This window comes from Streptosporangium sp. G12 (assembly GCF_052983175.1).
On record NZ_JBRIQO010000019.1, the window covers coordinates 74,289 to 95,423 of the forward strand.

Here is a 21,135-nt window from a genome sequence, read left to right on the forward strand (position 1 = left end):
CCGAGCCCGGAGGCGACCGCCCCCACGGCACCGTCGTGCACTCAGGGACGTGCCTGGTAGACGTCGGGGATGCCGTCGTGGTCACGGTCGGCGGTCTCGGCCTCGTGGATGCGCCGGTAGACACGATCGCGCAGCCGGAGGACGAGCGCCGCGGCCAGGGCCGCGATCAGGGAGCCCGCCAGGACCGCCACCTTGACGTGGGCGTCGCTCTCGCTGCCGGCGCCGAAGGCCAGTTCCCCGATGAGCAGGGAGACGGTGAACCCGATACCGGCCAGTACCGACAGCCCGCCCACATCGACCCAGGCCAGGTTCTCGTCCAGGTCGGCACGGGTGAAGCGGGCCACCAGCCAGGTCGCGGCCATGATCCCGACAGGCTTGCCGGCCACGAGCCCGATGACGATGCCCACCGCGATCGGGTCGGTCAGGGCGGTGGCCAGGCCGCTCGTCCCGCCGAGGGCCACCCCCGCCGACAGGAACGCGAACACCGGCACGGCCACCCCGGCCGAGATCGGTCGCAGACGGTGCTCGAAGTGCTCGGCCAGGCCGGGCCCGGCGTCGGGGCCGCCGGCCCGCTCGCTGCGGACGACCGGCACCGTGAAGGCCAGCAGCACCCCGGCGACGGTGGCGTGCACGCCCGAGGCGTGCATCAGCGCCCAGGTCGCGGCGGCCAGCGGCAGCAGCAGCCACCAGGCGCGCACCCGGCGCTGAACCAGCAGGGCGAAGATCGCCAGCGGCACCAGCGTGCCCAGCAGTGGCGGCAACGACAGGTGCTCGGTGTAGAAGACCGCGATGATGACGATGGCCAGCAGGTCGTCGACCACGGCCAGGGTGAGCAGGAAGGTGCGCAGCGCCGCGGGCAGGTACCGGCCGATGACCGCGAGCACGGCCAGCGCGAACGCGATGTCGGTGGCCGTCGGGATCGCCCAGCCCCGCGCCGCGCCGTCGGCGCCGCTGGAGAGGGTGACGAGCAGGTACAGCACGGCCGGGACGATCACGCCGCCGAACGCGGCCGCGATCGGCACCGCGGCCCGCCGCGCCTGGCGCAGGTCACCGGCGACGAACTCGCGTTTGAGCTCCAGCCCGGCCACGAAGAAGAAGATCGCCAGCAGCCCGTCGGCGGCCCAGGCCGCGAGGGTCAGATCCAGGTGCAGGGCCGCGGGCCCGATCTTGACTGCGCGCAGCCCCTCGTAGGCGCCCGACCACGGGGAGTTCGCCCAGATCATCGCCGCCACGGCGCCGGCCAGTAGCAGCGCTCCGCCGACGGTCTCCCCGCGCAGTATGTCCGCGATGCGGCGGGTCTCGGCCCACGAACCCCGGCTGAACAGGCGAGGCGTGCTGGTTGAGGTGCCGCTCATGGGCGCTCCACTTCGGGGGTCGGGTCGGACATTGCCGACCAGACTTCCCGGCGCACCCGCGTTCACCCTACCGGCGGGTCCATCGGAGCTCCGGCGCGGGGGGTGCCGCGCCGGAGCCCGGGGTCAGGGCTTGCGGCCCACGGCGCAGAACTCGTCCACCTCGCGGTTGCCGCCGACGATCGACGGCCCGGGACGCCAGAGCGGGCACGAGACCACGCCGGGTTCCACCAGCTCCAGGCCCTCGAAGTAGCTCGCGATCTGTTCTGGGCCGCGGAGGGTGTACGGGACCGAGCCGGCCTCGTTCCAGATGGCGATGGCCTTCTCGAACTCCGCGCCGCGGATCACGTTGGTGCCGTCGGCGACCGCCAGGTAGCTGCCGGAGGGCAGGGCGGCCAGCAGCCGGCGCGTGATCGCCCGTCCCTCGTCGATGTCGGTGAGGTGACCCAGGATGTTCATCAGCATGAGCCCGACGGGCTTGTCGAAGTCCAGGGTGGCCCTGGCGGCCTCCAGGATCGCGTCGGGGTCGCGCACGTCGGAGTCGATGTACTCGGTCGCGCCCTCGGGGGTACCGGTCAGCAGGGCGCGGGCGTGCGTCAGAACCATGGGGTCGTTGTCGACGTAGACGACGCGCGCGTCCGGTGCCACCTGCTGGGCGACCTGGTGGGTGTTGTCGACGGTGGGCAGCCCGGTGCCGATGTCGAGGAACTGGCGGATCCCGCCTTCGCCGGCCATGTACCGGACGGCGCGGGAGAGGAACGCCCTGGACGAGCGGGCAATATCCACGATGTCCGGAAAAATCCCGACGAACTGGTCGCCGATTTCCCGGTCGACGGCGTAGTTGTCCTTGCCGCCGAGCCAGTAGTTCCAGATCCGGGCGGAGTGGGCCACGCTGGAGTCGATCGGGGTGGGAGTGTGCGGGGAGGGCTCGTCGGGCACGGGGTGCTCTTTCTCTGGCGCCGGAGAGTGAAGATCCTTAGTATTGCCATCTTGCCGGTTCTACGCCGCTCTTGGGCGGGTTTGTCTGGTTATTTAGTGATTCGCGATGAAGGGACCGTCAGGTCAGCGAGCCCGACAGCTCCGCCGCGGCCGCGGCGACCCGGGGGCCCACGGCGTCCGGGTCGAGCGCGGTGAAGGTGACCACGCCCACCGACGCCTCCAGCCAGGGAAGGCCGGGCACGGGGGCGGCGACGCCTCTGGCCCCCTCCTGGAGCTGGCCCTCGGAGACCAGATAGCCGGTACGGCCCGCGCGCAGGGCGAGGATGGCCAGTCCGGCGGCGCCCCGTTCCAGCGGGTGGCGGGAGCCCTCGCGGTAGGCGACGTGCATGTTCGTCCAGGAGGGTTCGACCACCGCCACGGCCAGGCCGTCGTCGCCCTCGGCCACCGTCAGGTGCGCGGTCGCCCCGACCTCCTCCGCCAGCCTGCGCAGGGTGGGCAGGGCGCCCTCCCGCAGCAGCGGTTGCACGGCTCGGGCCAGGACGAGGACCCCGAAGCCCAGATGGACCCGCCCGTCGCCGTCCCGGCGGACGAAGCCCTCGCTCTGGAGGGTGGTGAGCAGCCGGTACACCGCGGGGCGGCTCAGCTCCAGCTCCGCCGCCAGCTCCGTGGGGGTGCGGCCCCGCCGCCCGTCGGCGAGCAGGCGCAGCAGCCGCAGGCCGCGCTGCAGGGTCTGCGAGGATTCGGCCGGCATCTAGGACGCCCGCTGGGCTGGAAGCATGTCCCGATTATCGCGTGCCGCCCCGGAACGCCCGCCGGGCCGGAGACATGTCCCGATCATCGTCACCGTCTTCACGCCCTCCGGCAGACCCGGCGGATCTCTCAGCGGGCGTCGAGGAAGGTCAGCACGGCGAGGACGCGGCGATGGTCGTCCTCCGTCCCCGGTATCCGCATCCTGGACAGGATGCTGTGCACGTGCTTCTCGACCGTGCCCTCGGTGATCCATAGTTTGTGCGCTATGCCGGAGTTGGAGCGTCCCTCGGCCATCAGAGCCAGGACCTCCTGCTCGCGCGCCGTGAGGAGTCCCAGCGGATCGCCCCTGCGGTGGGTCCTGATGAGTTCCCGTACGAGACTCGGGTCGACGACCGAGCCGCCCTGGACGATGCGCTCAAGCGTCTCCACGAAGTCGTCCACCCCGGTCACCCGGCTCTTGAGCAGGTAGCCGACCCGGTGCCCGGTGGCGAGCAGCTCCATCGCCTCCTCCACCTCGATGTGCGCCGACAGCAGCAGGATCCCCGTCTCCGGGAACTCCTCGCGGATCACCCGCGCCGCCTCGATGCCCTCGTTGGAGTGGGCCGGGGGCATCCGGATGTCGAGAATGACGAGATGGGGCCGGTGCAGCCGGACGAGGGCGAGGATCTCCGCCGCGTCCCCCGCCTGGCCGACGACCTCGAAGCCCGACCGCGACATGAGGCTCGCGACTCCCTCGCGAAAAAGCACGTCGTCGTCCGCCAGCGCTATTCGTATTCGGTCCGCACCCACGGCTCCCGCCCTTTCGCCATGCACTTCTCTCCGAATTTTGGTTAAAGAAATGGTCACGCGGGTTTAAAAAAAATGACATCTCGGAGGTTCGGGCGGCCGTACGTGTGGAGCGCGGTCGGGAAACAGCCGTCAAACCCCTCCTTGACATGCGAGTATCTTAGTCTCCATGCGCGAACGGCTTTTGTCGTTATTGCTGCGCACAAAGCGGCCGCCCCTCGCGGTGGGGATCATCTGCAGCGCTCTGTGTATCGCGGCGGAAGCCACGCTGTCCCTTTTCCTGGAGCGCGTGACGTCGGGCGACTTCCTCGGAGGGATCTATCTGCTCGGTGTTCTGCTGATCTCGATCCAGTGGGGGCTGGGTCTGGGACTGGCGACCCTGGTGGGCAGCGCCGTCGTCTTCAACTACTTCAACCTCCCGCCCGCGTGGAGCTTCTCGTACGGGACGCGCGGGCTGTGGACCCCGATCCCGATCTTCCTTCTCGTGGGGTTCGCGATCAGCTCGATCGCGGCGCTGGTGCGCTCACTGAACATCCAGGCGGAGAGCCGTCGGCACGAAGTGGATCTCACCGCGCAACTGGCCCACGTCCTGTTGCGCACGAAGGACCTGAAAACCGCGCTGACACCGGCCTCGCGTCTGCTGGCACGGGCTCTGGAGGCACCGAACCTGGAGATCCGGCTTGAGGAGTTCCCCGGGGAGGAGCACGGAGAGGCGCTGCCGCTCGTGGAGAACGGGGTCAGGGTCGGCACGCTGCTCCTGCCCCCCGGCGTGCCCGAGCCCGTACGGAGGCGTCTGCGTGAGCGGATGGTGCCGTCCCTGGAGGCGCTGCTGAGGGCGGCCCATGATCGCGAGAACACCGAGACGGTCCTGGCGTCGAGCCGTGACGAGATCCGCCGGATCGCGCAGGAGCAGGCGGCGTTGCGGCGGGTCGCGACCCTCGTGGCGCGGGGCATCTCCTCGGCGGAGCTGTTCAACGCGGTCGCCTTCGAGATGGGCTCCCTCATGAAGGCGGATCACGTGGCGATCAACCGCTACGACCCCGGCCACGTGACGGTGCTGGGCTCGTGGAGCTGGCAGGACGGCACGGAGAAGGTGCTGCCCCTCGGCTCACGGTGGCCGCTCAACGAGGTGAGCGTCTCGGCCACCGTGCTGAAGACCGGGTGTCCGACGCGAAAGGGGAGCTACGAACAAAGCGGCGGAAAGATCGCGACATGGGTACGGAAGATGGGAGTCACCTCTACCGTCGGTTCTCCCATCATCGTCGACGGAAGCCTGTGGGGTGTGATGCTCGTCTTCTCCAGCGCCCGGGAGCCGAGGTTCGAGGGGGTGGAGGAACGCATAATGGACTTCACCGAGCTGGTCGCGACCGCCATCTCCAACGCCCAGGCCCGCGCCGATCTCGCCGCCTCCCGCGCCCGCGTGGTCGCCGCGGCCGACGAGACCCGCCGGCGCATCGAGCGCGACCTGCACGACGGAGCCCAGCAGCGCCTGGTCTCGCTCGGGCTGGAGCTACGCGCGGTGGAGGACGGCATGCCGCCGCCGATGACCGAACTCAGGGAACAGCTGTCCCGGGCGGTCCAGGGACTGAACGGGGTCGTGAACGATCTGCAGGAGCTCTCACGGGGCATCCACCCGGCGATCCTCTCGAAGGGCGGGCTCGTGCCCGCGCTGAAGGCGCTCGCACGCCGCTCCGCCCTTCCCGTCGAGCTCGAACTGGAGCCCGTCCCGCCTCTGCCGGAGCACGTCGAGGTGGCCCTCTACTACACGGCCGCGGAAGCGCTGACCAACGTGGCGAAGCACGCGAACGCCTCCGTGGTGTACGTCACCCTGGGCATGGCCGGAGCGGCCGTCCGGCTCTCGATCCGCGACGACGGGTGTGGAGGGGCCGACTACGGCAAGGGGTCGGGGCTCATCGGGCTCAGGGACCGCGTCGAGACGCTCGGCGGCAGGCTGCGGGTCGCGAGCTCCGCGGAGGAGGGGACGTCGCTCTCCGCGGTGGTACCGATAGTGATGACACCGATCGTGATGGTTTCGACTGATCACTCCTGATATCGCCGATCTCAGGAGTGATCTGGCAGCTCACGGCCGGCGAGGGGGAGGCGGAGGACGAACCGCGCGCCACCGGTGCTGGAGTCCTCCACGTCGATGGTCCCTCGGTGGGACTCGGCGATGTCACGGGCGATCGTGAGGCCGAGCCCGGTGCCCCCTCGGTTACGGCAGCGGGCGGTGTCCAGCCGGGTGAACCGCTCGAAGATCCTCTCCCGGTCGGCGGCGGCGATGCCGTCACCGTCGTCGGTGACGGCCAGCTCGCCGTACCGGCCGTTCCGGCACACCTCGACCAGCACCGCGTGCCTGGCGTGGCGCTGGGCGTTGTCCAGAAGATTGGCGAGGAGACGGGTGATCTCAGCGTCGATGACGTTCGCCCGCACCCCGGGGGCGAGCCGAAGCCGTACGGGGACACCGTTCTCGCGCCGCGAGATCGCGGCACGGACCATTTCTCCCAGGTCCACGTTGACGAACGCGTCAGGCGTGTGCGCCCCCACCTTCGCCAGCACCAGCAGGTCGGTGACGATCGTCTGGAGCCGGTCGACGCCCTCCAGCGCGTCTGCCAGGAGTTCGTCCAGATCCGTCTCGTCGGGGTGCAGCCGCGCCTCTTCCAGGAGTGTTCTGAGCCCGGCGATCGGGGTGAACAGCTCGTGGGAGGCGTCGGACACGAATCGCCGCTGCTGGATCAGCGACTGGTCGACCCGGCTTCTGGCGCTCTCCAGCCGGTTCAGCAGGTTGCCGGTGGCCAGGGCGAGATGCATGATCTCGTCCGCCCTGGGAAGACCGTGGAACCCGTTGCTCAGATCCTTGGTACGCCGCGACATGAGGATTCGTTTCGAGATGCGTCGAGCGGTGCGCTTCCGTCGACGGCGACGGGATTTCTCACCGGCGGTTCGACGGCCGGGGGGAGCCCTCCCGCCTCTGGACAGTTGTTCACCGAATCATGATGTCGTCTCCGCCGCCCGTCGTCTGCGCTGGCAGCCTCCGTTTGGTCCTTCATGCCAGCGGGGCCTCCGGCACTACCGCTAGCCGTAATGCCCCGGCGTCCTCACCCGAGTACCATCCGCCGCCCGAGCCGGGCGGGCCCACCGCGGCACGGCGGTGGTGTGAGGGGTGACGGCCGGTACGGGTTCGGCGGGAGATGCGGAGATATCAGAATGCTGATGATTCCTTGACTGGGACTGTCGAGCCCATCGTGATCTGGGTAAAGTGCGGATCGATCGTTTTGACCAGCTTTCCGGGGAGTTCAGGACATGCGACTTACTCTGCGCCGGGCTCTCGCCGTGAGCGCCACGCTCGCGCTCGTCGGTGTCATGACGCCCGGGGCCGCATACTCGCAGGACGATCCCCGCAGCTGTAACGACCTGATGGGAGCCGACACCCCGGCCTACGTCGTGTGCACCTGGCTGGCCAAGCCGGACGAGGCCCTCGGGGTCGCGCTGTTCTGGGGTGCCGACGACGGGGCCCACCTCAAGGAGGCCACCCCGAGCGACGGCAAGTTCCTCGACTGCTCGGCCGCCGGGTCGGTCTGCCCGGAGGCGCCCGACGGCGGTTCCGAGGGCGACGAGAACTCGCCCTTCCCCGAAGGGGCCGGAGACGGCGGCGCGCCCGACTGCGAGGCCGGCCGGCAGTGCTCGGTCGACGGGCACGGCGAGGGCGGCGACGGCACGGTCGCCGGGGACGAGCAGACCGGCACCTCCACCCCGACGCCGACCCCCACCCCCACGGGCGCTCAGGACCCCGCGGTCGCGGCCGCGGCGCAGACTCCCGCCGGTCAGGCGATCACCGCGGCGAAGGCCGTACAGCTGAGGGTCTGGATCGACACCGAGCTGGCCGACGACTGGAAGGCCGGCACCGAGACCTTCACCGCCGCCGTCAAGCGCATCGGCGCGCTGGCCGCGCGCCCGGAGGTGGCGGGCATCAGGTTCACCTCCCAGCTGGGCTACAACACCACGTTCAAGACCGACGCCGAGATCACCGCGTTCGTCACCGCGGCCTCCGACGCCCTCCGCCAGGCCGCGCCCGGCAAGCGGCTGGGCATCCACACGGTGGTGCCCGAGCTCGCCTGCGGCGCGAACGACACCTGCAAGGCCGAGATGCGCAAGCGGTATCCGCTGCTCGCTCCCGAGAAGATCGAGTCTCCCCTGATCGCGGGCCGCGTCGACCAGCTCTCCCTGGACAGCGGCCTGCTGTACGGCGGCTACGACGCCTGGAAGATCAACGCCGAGCAGGCCCACCTCAACCAGTGGATCCAGGTCCGCGCCCGTTCGTGGGACGTCCTGGCCCAGGTCGCCGCCGAGGAGACCGGGCTCGTCGGCCAGGTGACCGCCGCCAAGATCGCCTCCCGGCTGTCGGCGCCCGTCAAGGACGGTGCCGCCCAGCAGGTGAACGTGTGGACCAGCGTCCAGAACGCCCAGGGCGCGGTGAACCGGCTGACCGCCTGGGACCAGCTGAAGAAGCTCCTGCCGATCCAGCGCCGCCTGGCCGGCGTCTACAACCCGGCCAGTCCCGAGACGGACATGACCACCGACCTCAAGAAGCTCTCCGAGGTCTTCGGCCAGATCTATCTCACGACCGTCTGACGCCCCCGCCGGCGGGCCGCCTCGGGAGTCACCTGCTCCCGAGGTCGGTGAGGTGCTCCATCGCGGTGAGGTCGATCTCCATGGCGCTCGTCCTCGGGGGCAGGCCCAGCGCCTGAACCGTACCGGCGCGCAGTTCGCCCGCGTGGCCCAGCACGGCCCCCCCGACGAGCAGTTCCAGGCAGCGTCCAGGCAGCCAGGGTGCGTACTCGGTGGGCCGGGTGACCAGTCCGGCCCCCATGATGTGCGCCGCCGTACGCGCGGCGTCGACCGCGCGGGCCCATGACGACTCGCCGGTCAGGGCGGCGGCGAGGTGGCGGGGCTGAACGGGGATGGCGGTGTTCAGCGCGTCGAGCTGGTCGTCGGTGGGGCGGCGGTCGGCCCGGGGGACGGGCGGGAGGTCGCCGCTCGCGGGCGGCACGAAGACCGTCCCCTGCTCGAAGAGCGCCGGGGCGGGGTTTCCCCGGGTGAGGTTGAGACCCAGCGCGGCCAGCAGCCCGGGGAGAAGCGTGGTGCGCAGTGACGGCTCGCGCGGGCTGATCGGGTTCGTGAGCGTCAGTGTGGCGCGGCGCGGGTCGTCGGGCGCCAGGCCGAAGGCGTCCCACGCGGCGTCGCAGACGAAGGGAAAGCACGGCGTCTCGACGTATCCCGCTCCCGCCAGCGCGTGCCCGATCCGCCGCCGCAGGTTCTGTGACCGGGTGAGCCCTCCACCGGCCTCCCGTCTCCGTGCGGCCCTGGCACCGTGGCCGCGCGCCAGCGGGATGGTCTCCATGTCGGGCACGGCCCGCGCGGCCGGCACGGCCCGCGTCGGGGGCGTGGCCCGGGGAAGAGGCCTGGGCCGCGGTCTTCCGGGGGCGAACTCGTCCATCCCGAGGGGGAAGCGGACGTCGCCGTCGACGACGTCGCGCATGTCCTTCAGCCCGTGCCGCAGCATCAGCGTTCGCTCGACGCCCATGCCGAAGGCGAAGGCGCCGTATCGGTGCGGATCGACACCGCAGGCCGCCAGCACCCGGGGATGGACCATGCCGCACCCGCCCCACTCGATCCATCCCTCGCCGCCGCAGGTCCCGCACGGGTCCGCGGGAGCGTCTCCGGCGGCGCCTTCCCGAGGAACCGCGTCGCGATCCTCCGCGCCGGTGCCCCGGCAGACCGCGCACTCCACGTCCACCTCCACCGACGGGTCGGTGTAGGCGAAGCGGTGGGTGCGGAGCCGGGTCACCGTGCCGCCGCCGAACGTGGAGGTGGCGAAGTGGTCGAGGGTCTTCTTCAGGTCGACCATGGTGAGGCCCAGGTCGACGGCGAGGCCCTCGATCTGGTGGAACACCGGGCTGTGGGTGGCGTCGGCCGGGTCGGGACGGTAGGCGCGGCCCGTGCAGACCACCCGCAGGGGAGGGGGCGTGCCGAGCATCGCCCTCACCTGCACCGGTGAGGTGTGCGTGCGCAGCACGAGACCCGACCTCCGGCCGGGGGCCGAGGGGTGCTCGACGTAGAAGGTGCGTTCGGGGGCGCGGGAGGGGTGGCGGTCGTCCATGTTGAGGGCGTCGAAGCTGAACCACTCGGCCTCGACCTCGGGCCCCTCGGCGACACGGTAGCCGAGGTCGAGGAAGACATCGGTCATCTGCTCGGCCATGACGGTCACCGGATGCCGGGCACCACGCGAGTCATGCGGCGCGCTCCCGGCGCGGCCGCTGGATGCGCTCCTCATTTTTCTGCCCTCTTCCTCTGTGAGGCCTCCCGAGCAGGCCGGCTCCCGAGGCGGTCAGGCGAAAGACGCCGGATCGCCTTCCGGCCGGGACGTGACGGGAAGCGAGCGGAAGCGCGGATCGTGGCGACCGGACGACCTCACGCGCGAGACGCGAGATCGCCTTCTGAAAGGGATCGGCGTGCGACGACCGTTCGGGAACATCGGTGTTCACACGTCGATCCGAGCCTTCGCTACGCTGTGCGCTCATATGACTACCCAAAGTTATTGCGCGGTCAATGGCGCGTCAACATGCCACCAGGTCGGTAGCGAGGCCGGTCGGGGGCGCCCCGGCCGTGCGCGAGGGGGAATGGCGGCGCACGCCGGCTTTCCCGGCAGGGGGTTTCGGCCGGGATCAACGAGGCCGGGGGCGGCGGGGCCGGGGTCGGTTTGCGGTGAGGGTGGCTGGACCGGATCCGATCGGGGTGCCCGGCCCAGGGGGCGGGCGGGATGCCCCGATCGGATCCGGTTCGCCGGCCGGTCCGGAACCTGGTGTCCGGCTCCGGTCTGGCCGATCCGGTCTGAGGTGTCCGGGTCGGGGCCGGAAGGTCAGCCCGCCCGGGTCTGGGCGAGGTATCCGGCGAACTCCTCCAGGGAGATGAGGCCGTCGCTGTCCTGGTCGATCCTGGCGACGGCCGCCGCGGCCGCCTCCGGGGTGATCGGCTGGCCGAGCACCTCCATGAGCCTCGTCAGCTCGGGAACCGAGATGAGGCCGTCACCGTCAACATCAACGATTTTGAAAGTCGTCGCGTAGTCGTCCGCCACGATTGCATCCGCCTTCGGCAGCAGGGAAATCAGACGCCAAGCACACTAGCGGGATTCGAGGCGCGGTCTCCCGTTGAAAGCGGAGGATTCCCGTCGTTCCGGTCATGACGGGGGCGCCGCCGATCGGATCGGCGGCGCCCTTTCACCCTCTTTCACCTTCTGTCCCGCCATGTCGCCCCGCGTCCCGTCCACGCCATCCCTCTGCCGACGTGGACGGCCCGGCGAAGACCGGCCGGACGGTCGTTCAGGCTCGCGCGCCGACCATGGACTGGCAGGCCTCGGCGCACATCCGGCACGCGTTGGCGCACTCCTTCATCATGGAGTCGTCGCCCATGGACATGCAGGCCTCGGCGCACTTGCCCGCCACCTTCGCGCACATCGCGGCCATCTCCATCGCCATCGGCGACTGGCGCATCATCATGTCCGCGCACATGCGGGTCATGTCGGCGCAGTCCATGAGCGGGCCCATCATCGCCATGTCGGCGTGCCGGCCCCCCTGCATGAGGCAGTAGGTCATGGTCTGCTCGCAACGGCTGTGGCTCTCCATGCACGCATCGATGCTCTTCTGCATCTGAGGGCTCATCTTGACCGCGTGGCTCATGCTTTCTCCCCGTTTTCGTGACCGTTCTGCTTCAACGGCCGAAGATCTCGCAACAGTGTTGTGCCCCTGCCGAGGACCCTTGCCAGCCGGGGAGTTCTGCCTTTAGTCCCAGATGGCAATAGTTTTGTGTATAAATTCACCCATCATTTGTAGGGTTAGTAGGAAAGGCGGAGGCGGTCAGACCACCGCGCCCGAGCCCTGGCGGGCCGGGGCCGGCCCTCTTCGCTTGGGCCGGGGCGGCGCGGTGGGCCTGCGCCGCTCCAGCTCGATCGCGATCGGCGCCGCGACCAGCGCGGAGGAGAGCGTGCCGACGACGATCCCGATCAGCAGCGCCACCGCGAAGTCGGTCAGCGAGTCACCGCCGAGCACCGCCAGCGCGGCCAGGATGAACAGCGCGCCCAGGCCGGTGTTGACCGTACGGGGGACGGTCTGCAGGATCGCGGTGTTCGTCACCTCGGCGAACGGGGCCTTCGGCCGCGCACCCCACAGCTCGCGGACCCGGTCGAAGACCACGACCTTGTCGTTGACCGAGTAGCCGATCACGGTGAGCATCGCGGCCAGGAACACCCCGTCCACCGGCTTGTCCAGCCACGCGAACGCGCCGACCACGATCGCCGCGTCGGCCACCAGGGCCAGCACCGCCGCCAGCCCGAACGTCCAGCGGAACCGGAAGGCGAGATAGGCGAGTTGCGCGGCGAGCGCGACCCCCAGCGCGATCAGCGCGTTGCGGCGCAGTTCCTCCCCGAGGCTCGGCCCGACGAGCTCGTCGCGCTCCTTGGTGACCGACGCGCCCCCGCTCTCCAGCGCGCTCTCGATCCGCACCACGTCGGCGGGACTGATCTGACCGGCCCGTACGGAGATGTCCTCGCCGGAGGACTGCACCACCGCGTTGGGGAACCCGGCGTCGCTGACGAGCTCGCGGGCTGCGTCGGCGGTCATCGGGGTGCTCGTGGAGTACTCCACGAGCCTGCCTCCGGTGAACTCCACACCGAAGTCGAGTCCCCGCACCGCGACCCCTGCCACGGACGCGGCCACCAGCACGCAGGTGACCAGGAAATACACCGAGCGGCGGCTCATCAGGTCAGGCTTGCGCGCGTTCAGCCAGGTACGGACGCGCCCGATGTCGGACAGGCCGGTCAGCCTGGGCCGCGAGGAGACGGCCTGGAGGCTCACCGCCCACTGGGCGAGGACGCGCGTGATGACCATCGCGGTGATCAGCGAGGCGATCACACCGATGCTCAGCGTGACGCCGAAACCGCGTACCGGTCCGGACGCCAGGAAGAACAGCAGTCCGGCGGCGAGCAGCGTGGTGATGTTGGAGTCGGCCACCGCGCTCCACGCGTTGCGGAAGCCCTTCTCCAGCGCGCCCCGCAACCCCGGCTCCGCCGCGTACTCCTCCCGCGCCCGTTCGAAGACCAGCACGTTGGCGTCGACCGCCATGCCGATCGCCAGGACGAAGCCGGCCAGTCCCGGCAGGGTGAGCGTGGCGCCGAGCCCCACCAGCGCCGCGTACGAGATCAGCGCGTAGCAGGCCAGGGCGAAGGCGGCGATGAGGCCCACCAGCCGGTAGGTCACGACGATGAACAGCGCGGTGAGCGCGACGCCGATCACCGCGGCCTGGGCGCTGGCCGTGATCGCGGCCGCGCCGAGCGTCGGGCCGACGGTCCGCTGCTCGACGATCTCGACGGGTACCGGCAGCGAGCCGCCCTTGATCAGCAGGGCCAGGTCGGCGGCCTCCTCCGAGGTGAAGGTGCCGGTGATCTGGGTGGACGCGCCGGGCAGGCCGACGTCGCAGGCCACGTCCTCGTTCACCTGGGGTGAGACGATCACCTTGGAGTCGAGCACGATGGCGACCCGCCGTTTGGGGTCGCCCGCCGGGTTGCAGGCGGCCTGGCCGGTCAGCTCGGCCCACTCCGCGCGCCCGCTGTCGCGGAAGTCGACGGTGACGAACCAGCCGCTGCCCTGCTGGGCGTCGATGCCCGCCTCGGCGCCGCTGACGCCGTCACCGGTGAGGGCGGCCGGTCCGATGTGCAGCGGGCCGCCACGCTCGTCGGGCAGGATCTGTTCGCCCTTCCCCGGCCGGGTGCCGGCCGCCGGGTCGGGGACGCCGAGGACCGGGTGGAAGGTGAGCTGCGCGGTCTTGCCGATGACCTCGGCGGCCTTGGTCGGATCCTGCACGCCGGGCAGCTCCACGATGATGCGCCGCTCGCCCGAGCGGGCCAGCGGCGCGTCCGCCACGCCCAAGCCGTCGGCCCGGCGGCGGAGCACCTCGAGGGTGCGGTCGGTGGCCGCGGCGTCGGCCTTGACGGTCGGTGAGTCCCTGGTCTCCAGGACGAGCTGGGTGCCGCCGCGCAGGTCGAGGCCGAGGCGCGGCGACATGGTCAGGGCGATGAACAGCGAGGTGGCGATGACGGCGAGCGCCGCCACCGCGCGTACCACCGGGGCACGCGACATGGGAGCCTCCACAGGCTGGGGAACTGTCCTCGGGTCATGCCGGAGGAGCCGGTCTCAGGACGCCGGCGTGCTTCGCGTACGGCGGCTTTCAGGCACGGGAAAGGCGTTTTCCGGTACGGCGAAGGCCCGGAGCGGCTCCGGGACGGTTCAGCCGGCGGTGGAGGCGGGCGGCGCGCGCCCCGGCCTGACGAGCAGGGCCGCGAGCGGGCGGGTGTCGTCGTCGCGGGCCGGACGCGAGTCCTGGCCGGTGGTGAGGGAGAGGTGCCGCGGGTCCGCCGGCGGGGTAGCGAGCGGGTGGCCGCCCCCGCCCCCCAGGCCGATCCCGGTGGCGGAGAGGCCGGTGACGAGGGCGTTCCTGTGCCCGCTGTCGGAGGCCGGGCGAGAGAGCCGCTGGTGCTCGCCGGAGGACTGGGTGACGGTGGCGTGCCGCAGGAGGACGGTGGCGCCGCCCCCGCTCAACCCGCCGGAGACGAGCAGCGGCAGCAGCAGGGCGAGCAGCCAGCCGAAGGGCGCGCCGCGCCTCAGCTGTCGCATGATCTCCTCCTGGCCGTCCCGTCCACCGTAACGCGCCGGGGGGCTCGCCGACCTCTCCGGCGTCGGCCCAATGTCGGGGTTGTCTCATAAAAACGTCAAGGGAGGGTAGTGCGCACGCATGCGACTCACCTATACGGCTGATCTGTGGTGGAAGAACGCCGTCGTCTACTGCCTGGACGTCGAGACCTACAAGGACGGGAACGGTGACGGCATCGGTGACTTCCGGGGCCTCACCCAGCAGATCGACCACCTGGACCGGCTCGGGGTGACCTGTATCTGGCTGATGCCGTTCTTTCCCAGCCCCAGCCGCGACGACGGCTACGACATCAGCGACTTCTACTCGGTCGACCCCCGGCTGGGCACCCTTGGCGACTTCGTGGAGTTCATGCGCACCGCCAGGGACCGCGGCATGCGGGTGATCGCCGACCTGGTGGTCAACCACACCTCCGACGAGCACCCCTGGTTCAAGGAGGCCCGCTCCAGCCGCGACTCTCCCAAGCGCGACTGGTACGTCTGGCAGGACGAGCCGGGACCCGTCGACCCCAAGGCGATCGTCTTCCCCGACAAGGAGGACAGCCTCTGGGAGCTGGACAAGAAGACCGGCCAGTACTACTACCACAGCTTCTACAAGTTCCAGCCCGACCTGAACACGGCGAATCCGCAGGTCCGCGACGAGATCGCGCGCGTTCTCGGCTTCTGGATGGAACTCGGCCTGTCCGGCTTCCGGGTGGACGCGGTGCCGTTCCTGATCGAGGGCATCGGCGGCGACCCGCACGAGTTCCTCGCCGACCTGCGCGCCTTCATGAACCGCCGCGACGGCACCTCGATCCTGCTGGGCGAGGTCAACCTGCCCTACCCGGACCTGATGAAGTTCTTCGGTGACGCGGGGAACGGCGACGAGGTCACCATGTGCTTCGACTTCATCGCCATGCAGCGCTTCCACCTGTCGATGGCCCGCCAGAACCCGGAGGCCCTCGCCGAGGCCCTGCACGACCGGCCGGAACCGCCCGACGACTCCCAGTGGGCGATGTTCGTCCGCAACCACGACGAGCTGACCCTGGACAAGCTCACCGAGGCGCAGAAGCACGAGGTCTTCGACGCCTTCGGCCCGGAGAAGAACATGCAGGTGTACGACCGGGGTCTGCGCCGCCGCCTTCCCCCGATGCTCGGCGGCGACCTGCGGCGGCTCAAGCTGGCCTACAGCGTGCTGTTCTCCCTGCCGGGCACCCCGGTGCTCTTCTACGGCGAGGAGATCGGTCTCGGCGAGAACCTGAAGGCCGAGGGCCGGATGGCGGTCCGGGTCCCGATGCAGTGGTCGGCCGGAGGCGGCTTCTCGCCCAACCCGAAGACCAACGTCCCCTCGCCCACCGGCAAGTTCGGCCCGCGCAACGTCAACGTCGCCGACCAGCGCCGCGACCCCGACTCGCTGCTCAGCTGGATCAAGCTCCTGATCGAGCGCTACCGGGAGTCGCCCGAACTGGCCTGGGGCGCGTACGAGATCCTGGACGCCGGTGACGTGGCCGTGCTGGCCCACCGGGCCGACGCCGAGGGCGGCACCGTGGTCGCCGTCCACAACTTCGCCGACCGCGAGGCGAAGGTGGATCTCGTGCTCGAGAAGCTCGACGGCTGCGAGACGCTGGTCGACCTGCTGGTGGACGGCACCATCGACCTGCCCTCCGACGGCCGGGTGAAGTTCACGCTGGAGCCGTACGGCACCCGCTGGTTCCGCGCCTCCGTCCCCGACGCGGCCCCGGAGGACACCTCGGCCAAGAGCGGGTGACCCGGCCCGGGGATCACTCCCGGCCGCGTCCGGGGTGCCCGTCCGGAGCGTCTCGCCGGGCGGGAGGGTGCTCGTCCGGAGTGCCCTCCCGTTCCCCCGGCCAGGCGAGCATCGCGAGCTCGGCGATCCGTTCCAGATCCCGCCGGGTCGCGCCGTCGCGGGACTGGGCGGACATGCCCTGGATCGTGGCCGCGTAGAACAGGGCGAGAGCTTCGGCGTCGGTGCCCTCGGGGAGCAGGCCCGCCGCCACGTCCGAGGCGATGTGCGCCGTGAGCGCGGCCTTGGCGCCCTCCCTGATCCCGCGCATCGCCTCCCGCACGTCGGCCGACTCCGGGCCGACGTTGGCCGCCGCGCTGAAGATCAGGCAGCCCGGCGGGTGCCCGGGGTCGGTGTAGTTGGCCGCCGCCTCGCGCAGCATCCTGAAGATCGCCGCCCGCGCGGTCGGCTCCTCGGCCAGCGCCCGCGCGGAGAAGTCGTACCTCCTGTAGCGCTCGACGACCTCCTCGAACAGGTGCCGCTTGTCGCCGAAGGCGGCGTACAGGCTGGGCGGGCGGATGCCCATCGCGGCGGTGAGGGAGGCGATGGAGGTGGCCTCGTAGCCGTGCCGCCAGAACTCCAGCAGCGCTATCTCCAGCACGGTGTCGCGGTCGAAGGCTCGCTTCCTGCTCACCGGAGCATTGTATAGCGAACGCTACAAAACTCTGCTACGGTTCGATTTTGTAGCGATCGCTATAAAATCTGGGAGGCGATGTGAGAACCGCGCTGGTGACGGGTGCGAGCAGGGGGATCGGCAGGGCGATCGCCCTGCGGCTCGGGCGCGAGGAGGTCCGGGTGGCCGTCCACTACGCCAGGGACGAGGCGGCGGCAGGGGAGGTCGTGACGGCGATCACCGAGGCCGGGGGAGAGGCGTTCCCCGTCCGGGCGGAACTCGGTGTGGAGGGGGACGTGGAGACGCTCTTCACCGCCCTGGAGAAGGAGGTGGACGGGCTCGACATCCTCGTCAACAACGCGGGGATCATCGTCCCCGGCGGCATCTCGGAGGTCACACCCGAGGCCTACGACAGGATGTTCGCCGTCAACGTCAGGGCACCGTTCTTCATCATCCAGCGGGCGCTGCCCCTCCTGCGCGACGGCGGGCGCGTCGTCACCATCAGCTCCGGCGTGACCAGGATCGCCTTCCCCCAGAGTCCCGCCTACGTCGCGACCAAGGGGGCGATGGAGGTGCTGAACCGGACGCTGGCCAAGGAACTCGGTCCGCGCGGGATCACGGTGAACTCGGTCTCGCCGGGCATCACCGACACCGACATGAACGCGGGCTGGCTGCGCGGCGACCCCGAGGCCGAGAGCTTCGCGGCCGGGCAGTCCGCCCTCGCCAGGGTCGGCGCCCCGGAGGACGTCGCCGACGTGGTCGCCTTCGTGGTCTCCGACGACGCCCGCTGGGTCACCGGGACCACCCTCGACGCCACCGGCGGCTCCGTGCTCTGAGCCATCTCCGGCTCCTCGCGACCTCGGGGCCTCGGGGCCCGAGTTTCGCACGACCTCTCGGAAGAAGGACCGTACGAAATGCGCCGGTGACATGCTGTGAAAATCGCTAAAATGTTTTTTCCTCCGGCTGTGGCCGATCGGAAGTGAATTGATCGCTGTGGCCTGTCCCGTGCGGCGCGTTCAAGGAACGTGAGGAGCGGAAATGGCCCGTCCGGACCCCGACGACCATCTTCGGCGCCAGCTGCGCACCTTACAGCGGGTCGTGGGCGGACCTACCGACGCGACGCTGGCTCGCCGTAGCGGGGTCGCGGCGGCCACGTTCTCCGAGGTGATGGCCGGCAAACGGCGACTGCGGGACGAATTCGTCGCGAAGGTCGTCGCGGGCTGCGTGGCCTGTGCCCGCGCCGCGGGGAGGGTCGCCCTCGACGAGCAGCACGTTCTGCAAGCACTGCGACTGCCTGGTCACACCGCCGCGGACAACGGCATCTTCGAACGCGACGACGATCTGAATTCCTGTTCATCGTCGCTCGACGACGTCCGCAGAAGGGCGGGGGCCACGATCGTGGTCGAGGGCCCGGCGGGAATCGGCAAGTCCGAACTGCTGGCGCGGGTGTGCTCGGAAAGCGCCGTGCGTGGGATCACTCCCTTGATGGTGCGCGGCAATCAACTCGATCAGACGATGGCCTTCTGCGGCGTCCGAACACTGCTCGGCCGCTGGGCGGCCGGTCACAGTGGCCAGGATCGGCAGCGTCTGTTCGCCGGCGCCGCCGCGTTCGCGCGGGTACCGCTCGGCCTGCCGCATACGCGGCGAGGGGGCTCGATGATCGGCTTGACCGAAGCCCTGTACTGGCTCCTGGTCAACGCCACCGACCCTGCCGGACGCGACGACGCGCTGCTGCTGGCCGTCGACGACGCGCACTGGCTGGACGAGGAGTCGCTGAACTGGCTGGAGTTCCTCAGTGCCAGGCTGGCCGGACTGCCTGTCGTTTTGTTGCTCGCCTGCCGGCCGGACGAGCCCACGACGTCCCCGGCGCTCACCCGCATCATCCTGCGCGCGACCTCGATCATCCGGCCCCGGCCGCTCAGCCTGGACGCCGTGCGTGCCATCGTCGACCGCAGCCTCGGGCGCCGGAGCGGCCCTCCCGACGAGACGTTCTGCTCGGCCTTCCACCGGCACAGCGGCGGCAACCCGTTCTATCTGCGGTGGATGCTCGACCTGGCCCACGAGCGCCGGCTCGCGCCGACGGCCGAGTCCGCCACGCGCGTCGCTCGTCTCATACCTCGCCAGGTCGTGGTCCACCTCAACGAGCGGCTGAGCATGCTGGGGCCGTCGGCGGGGCGGCTGGCCCGAACGCTCGCCGTGCTCGGCCCCGGTATCCAGCTTGACCAGGCCGTACGTCTCGCGGGACTGACCTCTGAGGAAGGTGGGCGCGAATACGACCGGCTCTGCAGGGCCGCGATCCTGGCCGACCGGTCCAGTGTCGACTTCCGGCACCCGATCATCCGAAGCGCGGTCTACGACGCCATCGACCCCTCGCAGCGCAGCGACACCCATCTCGCGGCGGCAAGGCTGCTGCACCATGCCGATGCCGGCCTCGAGACGGTGGCCGCTCACCTGCTGCGGGTCAACACCGCGGGCGATCCCTGGGTGGTCGACCGGCTGGCCGCCGCAGCCGCCGAGGCGATGAGCTCCGGCCTGGCGGGCACGGCGGCCCGCTACCTCGGGCGCGCGGTCGCCGAGCCGCCCCCGCCCGGCCGGCGTTGCCAGGTACGAATGCGCTACGGGCAGGCGCTGGCGCTGGGCGAGGTGGCCACGGCCATCCCCGAACTGCTCGCCGCCCGCAAGCAGGCCGCCGATGACGCCCAGGGCGTCGAGGCGGCGATCGCGCTCGCCAAGGCGTACGGCTACGCCAACCGGCTCGGCGACGCCGTCCGATCCCTCGACCGGGCACTGGACGGTTGCCGTGACGACGCTCTGCGTGACCGCCTGCGGGCAGAGCAGCTGTTGTGGGCGACATGGTGGGCCGACGACCCGCACCGGCCCGACCGCATGCTGCTGCTCGACCGGGCCGCCCCACCGCTGTCCGGCACCGGCCACGTGGAGCGTCTGCTCATCGCCACGCACGCATGGAGCCTGGTGCTGCGCGGTGAGCCGCGGACCGCCGCGGCGGAGGCCATCCGGCCCGTGCTCCGGAACGGTGTGTCGTTCGCCGACCTCGACCAGGGCATGGAGGTGGGTACCATGACCGGATTCGTCCACCTGTACTCCGACGACCTCTCGATGGCCGGACGTCTGTTCGAGCAGGCGATGGAAGAGTTCGGCCGCAACGGCTGGCGCGGCACCCACCTCACGTTCACCCGCGCCCATGTGGCGAACGTGGCCCTGCGGGAGGGAAGACTCGCTGACGCGGTCGCCGACGCCGAGATCGCGTTGCGCCTGGCCGACCGCACCGGTCCGGGAACGCCCGGGGAGCAGTTCGCCACCGGCACCCTGATCGAGGCATTGCTCGCGCGCGGCGACGTCGATCGTGCGCAGGCGGTGTGCGGCGACCGCGAGTACGGCACGTCCTTGGCCGACGCGTTGGTGCTCCCGGTGCCGAACGCCGTTCGGGGCGCCCTTCAACTCGCGCGCGGTCAGACCGCCGGTGCCGCCGCCACTCTGCGCCGGGTCGGGCAGTGGCTCGAAAACGCGTGCCTGCTCAACCCGTCCGTGTGCCTGTGGCGCTTCGATCTCGGCCGGGCGTTGCGACACTCCGCGCCGGACCAGGCCCGCGAGGTCGTGACCGTCGGGATGCGGCGAGCGGATCGATTCGGCGGCGAGCTGACCCGTGCGCGAGCCCTGCGGACCCTCGCCGTGTTGCAGCCGGACTCGGCCGCGGAGCTTCTCGAGGAGGCGATCCGGATCTTGCGCCCCACGCCGCACCGCCTCGAACAGGCCCACGCTCTCGCCGAACTCGGCACAGCCCTGACCCGGAGCGATCACGATGCCCGCGTTCTGCTGTCCGAGGCACTGACACTGGCCGAGGAGTGCGGCGCCGTGTCGCTCGGCGACGCCGTCGCGCGGCGGCTCGGGTCCGCTCCTCGCCTCCGGCGCCGGCGGGTGGACGCCCTGGACCCGTGTCGGCAACGCATCGCCCGGCTCGCCGCGGACGGGCACTCCAAGTCCGAGATCGCCTACAGCATGGTCCTCGACCTGGACACGGTCACCACGCTCCTCCGCGAAGCACACGACGTCCTCGGAGTCGACTCGCTCGCGGAACTGCGCCGTGCCCTGACGCCGTGAGCGTCATGGCAGGACCGTGATCGCCACCACCCTCCGGGG

16 protein-coding genes are annotated in these 21,135 nt (G+C 70.7%); 5 read left to right on the forward strand and 11 right to left on the reverse strand.

The features are described from left to right. Positions 1 to 41: 41 nt before the first annotated feature. The 4 genes from nhaA to ACVCAG_RS27570 form a co-directional block, all read right to left on the reverse strand. On the reverse strand, positions 42 to 1,355 hold the full coding sequence (gene nhaA, locus ACVCAG_RS27555) for a Na+/H+ antiporter NhaA (protein WP_447190520.1): 1,314 nt from the start codon (positions 1,353 to 1,355) through the stop codon (positions 42 to 44). 123 nt (positions 1,356 to 1,478) lie between these two features. Then, positions 1,479 to 2,291 carry an SAM-dependent methyltransferase gene (locus ACVCAG_RS27560; RefSeq protein ID WP_440086228.1) on the reverse strand — a complete coding sequence of 271 codons (813 nt, stop codon included), beginning with the start codon at positions 2,289 to 2,291 and terminating at the stop codon, positions 1,479 to 1,481. Positions 2,292 to 2,409: 118 nt separating this feature from the next. Beyond that, positions 2,410 to 3,042: an IclR family transcriptional regulator gene (locus ACVCAG_RS27565; RefSeq protein WP_362696195.1), complete on the reverse strand. Its 633-nt coding sequence runs from the start codon at positions 3,040 to 3,042 to the stop codon at positions 2,410 to 2,412. 128 nt (positions 3,043 to 3,170) lie between these two features. Then, on the reverse strand, positions 3,171 to 3,854 hold the full coding sequence (locus ACVCAG_RS27570; RefSeq protein WP_447190521.1) for a response regulator: 684 nt from the start codon (positions 3,852 to 3,854) through the stop codon (positions 3,171 to 3,173). A gap of 142 nt (positions 3,855 to 3,996) precedes the next feature. Between ACVCAG_RS27570 and ACVCAG_RS27575 the strand changes: the two genes are divergently transcribed. Further along, positions 3,997 to 5,877, forward strand: coding sequence for a DUF4118 domain-containing protein (locus ACVCAG_RS27575; protein WP_440086226.1), 1,881 nt, complete (start codon positions 3,997 to 3,999; stop codon positions 5,875 to 5,877). Positions 5,878 to 5,888: 11 nt separating this feature from the next. Here the strand turns inward: ACVCAG_RS27575 and ACVCAG_RS27580 are convergent, their stop codons facing one another. Beyond that, on the reverse strand, positions 5,889 to 6,698 hold the full coding sequence (locus ACVCAG_RS27580) for an ATP-binding protein (RefSeq protein WP_440086225.1): 810 nt from the start codon (positions 6,696 to 6,698) through the stop codon (positions 5,889 to 5,891). Positions 6,699 to 7,127: 429 nt separating this feature from the next. Here ACVCAG_RS27580 and ACVCAG_RS27585 point away from each other — a divergent pair, with 429 nt between their 5' ends. Then, the gene (locus ACVCAG_RS27585; protein ID WP_440086224.1) at positions 7,128 to 8,456 is read left to right on the forward strand and encodes a hypothetical protein; all 1,329 of its coding nucleotides are present in this window, start codon (positions 7,128 to 7,130) and stop codon (positions 8,454 to 8,456) included. A 28-nt stretch (positions 8,457 to 8,484) separates the two neighbouring features. Here ACVCAG_RS27585 and ACVCAG_RS27590 read toward each other — a convergent pair whose 3' ends face one another. The 5 genes from ACVCAG_RS27590 to ACVCAG_RS27610 all read right to left on the reverse strand — a co-directional run bounded on the left by ACVCAG_RS27590 (position 8,485) and on the right by ACVCAG_RS27610 (position 14,548). Further along, a complete protein-coding gene (locus ACVCAG_RS27590; protein ID WP_440086223.1) occupies positions 8,485 to 10,083 on the reverse strand; it encodes a tRNA ligase subunit PheS family protein in 1,599 nt (532 codons plus the stop codon). 660 nt (positions 10,084 to 10,743) lie between these two features. Next, positions 10,744 to 10,959 (reverse strand): EF-hand domain-containing protein, encoded by a 216-nt coding sequence (locus ACVCAG_RS27595; protein ID WP_329086723.1) that lies wholly within the window; start codon positions 10,957 to 10,959, stop codon positions 10,744 to 10,746. Positions 10,960 to 11,203: 244 nt separating this feature from the next. After that, on the reverse strand, positions 11,204 to 11,560 hold the full coding sequence (locus ACVCAG_RS27600; protein WP_440086222.1) for a four-helix bundle copper-binding protein: 357 nt from the start codon (positions 11,558 to 11,560) through the stop codon (positions 11,204 to 11,206). Between the two features lie 177 nt (positions 11,561 to 11,737). Continuing rightward, complete coding sequence (gene secD / locus ACVCAG_RS27605) at positions 11,738 to 14,014, reverse strand: protein translocase subunit SecD (RefSeq protein WP_440086221.1); 2,277 nt, start codon at positions 14,012 to 14,014, stop codon at positions 11,738 to 11,740. Positions 14,015 to 14,161: 147 nt separating this feature from the next. Next, complete coding sequence (locus ACVCAG_RS27610; protein ID WP_440086220.1) at positions 14,162 to 14,548, reverse strand: hypothetical protein; 387 nt, start codon at positions 14,546 to 14,548, stop codon at positions 14,162 to 14,164. A 118-nt stretch (positions 14,549 to 14,666) separates the two neighbouring features. Between ACVCAG_RS27610 and ACVCAG_RS27615 the strand changes: the two genes are divergently transcribed. Then, complete coding sequence (locus ACVCAG_RS27615; protein ID WP_447190522.1) at positions 14,667 to 16,328, forward strand: alpha-amylase family protein; 1,662 nt, start codon at positions 14,667 to 14,669, stop codon at positions 16,326 to 16,328. A 13-nt stretch (positions 16,329 to 16,341) separates the two neighbouring features. On the opposite strand, the gene ACVCAG_RS27620 is transcribed toward ACVCAG_RS27615, so the two are convergent. Next, positions 16,342 to 16,998, reverse strand: a complete 657-nt coding sequence (locus ACVCAG_RS27620; protein ID WP_440086218.1) for a TetR family transcriptional regulator C-terminal domain-containing protein — start codon at positions 16,996 to 16,998, stop codon at positions 16,342 to 16,344. An 80-nt stretch (positions 16,999 to 17,078) separates the two neighbouring features. On the opposite strand from ACVCAG_RS27620, the gene ACVCAG_RS27625 reads away from it, so the two are divergent. Both ACVCAG_RS27625 and ACVCAG_RS27630 read left to right on the forward strand, forming a co-directional pair. After that, positions 17,079 to 17,813 carry an SDR family oxidoreductase gene (locus ACVCAG_RS27625; protein ID WP_440086216.1) on the forward strand — a complete coding sequence of 245 codons (735 nt, stop codon included), beginning with the start codon at positions 17,079 to 17,081 and terminating at the stop codon, positions 17,811 to 17,813. Between the two features lie 202 nt (positions 17,814 to 18,015). Continuing rightward, positions 18,016 to 21,096, forward strand: coding sequence for an AAA family ATPase (locus ACVCAG_RS27630; RefSeq protein ID WP_440086215.1), 3,081 nt, complete (start codon positions 18,016 to 18,018; stop codon positions 21,094 to 21,096). Positions 21,097 to 21,135 lie beyond the last annotated feature (39 nt).

Bases quoted from the DNA above. Each gene is read 5' to 3' on its own strand.
- ACVCAG_RS27585 (WP_440086224.1), top strand. From the start codon at position 7,128: ATGCGACTTACTCTGCGCCGGGCTCTCGCCGTGAGCGCCACGCTCGCG.
- ACVCAG_RS27615 (WP_447190522.1), top strand. From the start codon at position 14,667: ATGCGACTCACCTATACGGCTGATCTGTGGTGGAAGAACGCCGTCGTC.
- ACVCAG_RS27590 (WP_440086223.1), bottom strand. From the start codon at position 10,083: ATGGCCGAGCAGATGACCGATGTCTTCCTCGACCTCGGCTACCGTGTC.
- ACVCAG_RS27600 (WP_440086222.1), bottom strand. From the start codon at position 11,560: ATGAGCCACGCGGTCAAGATGAGCCCTCAGATGCAGAAGAGCATCGAT.
- secD (WP_440086221.1), bottom strand. From the start codon at position 14,014: ATGTCGCGTGCCCCGGTGGTACGCGCGGTGGCGGCGCTCGCCGTCATC.
- ACVCAG_RS27580 (WP_440086225.1), bottom strand. From the start codon at position 6,698: ATGTCGCGGCGTACCAAGGATCTGAGCAACGGGTTCCACGGTCTTCCC.
- ACVCAG_RS27630 (WP_440086215.1), top strand. From the start codon at position 18,016: ATGGCCCGTCCGGACCCCGACGACCATCTTCGGCGCCAGCTGCGCACC.
- ACVCAG_RS27565 (WP_362696195.1), bottom strand. From the start codon at position 3,042: ATGCCGGCCGAATCCTCGCAGACCCTGCAGCGCGGCCTGCGGCTGCTG.
- nhaA (WP_447190520.1), bottom strand. From the start codon at position 1,355: ATGAGCGGCACCTCAACCAGCACGCCTCGCCTGTTCAGCCGGGGTTCG.
- ACVCAG_RS27610 (WP_440086220.1), bottom strand. From the start codon at position 14,548: ATGCGACAGCTGAGGCGCGGCGCGCCCTTCGGCTGGCTGCTCGCCCTG.
- ACVCAG_RS27575 (WP_440086226.1), top strand. From the start codon at position 3,997: ATGCGCGAACGGCTTTTGTCGTTATTGCTGCGCACAAAGCGGCCGCCC.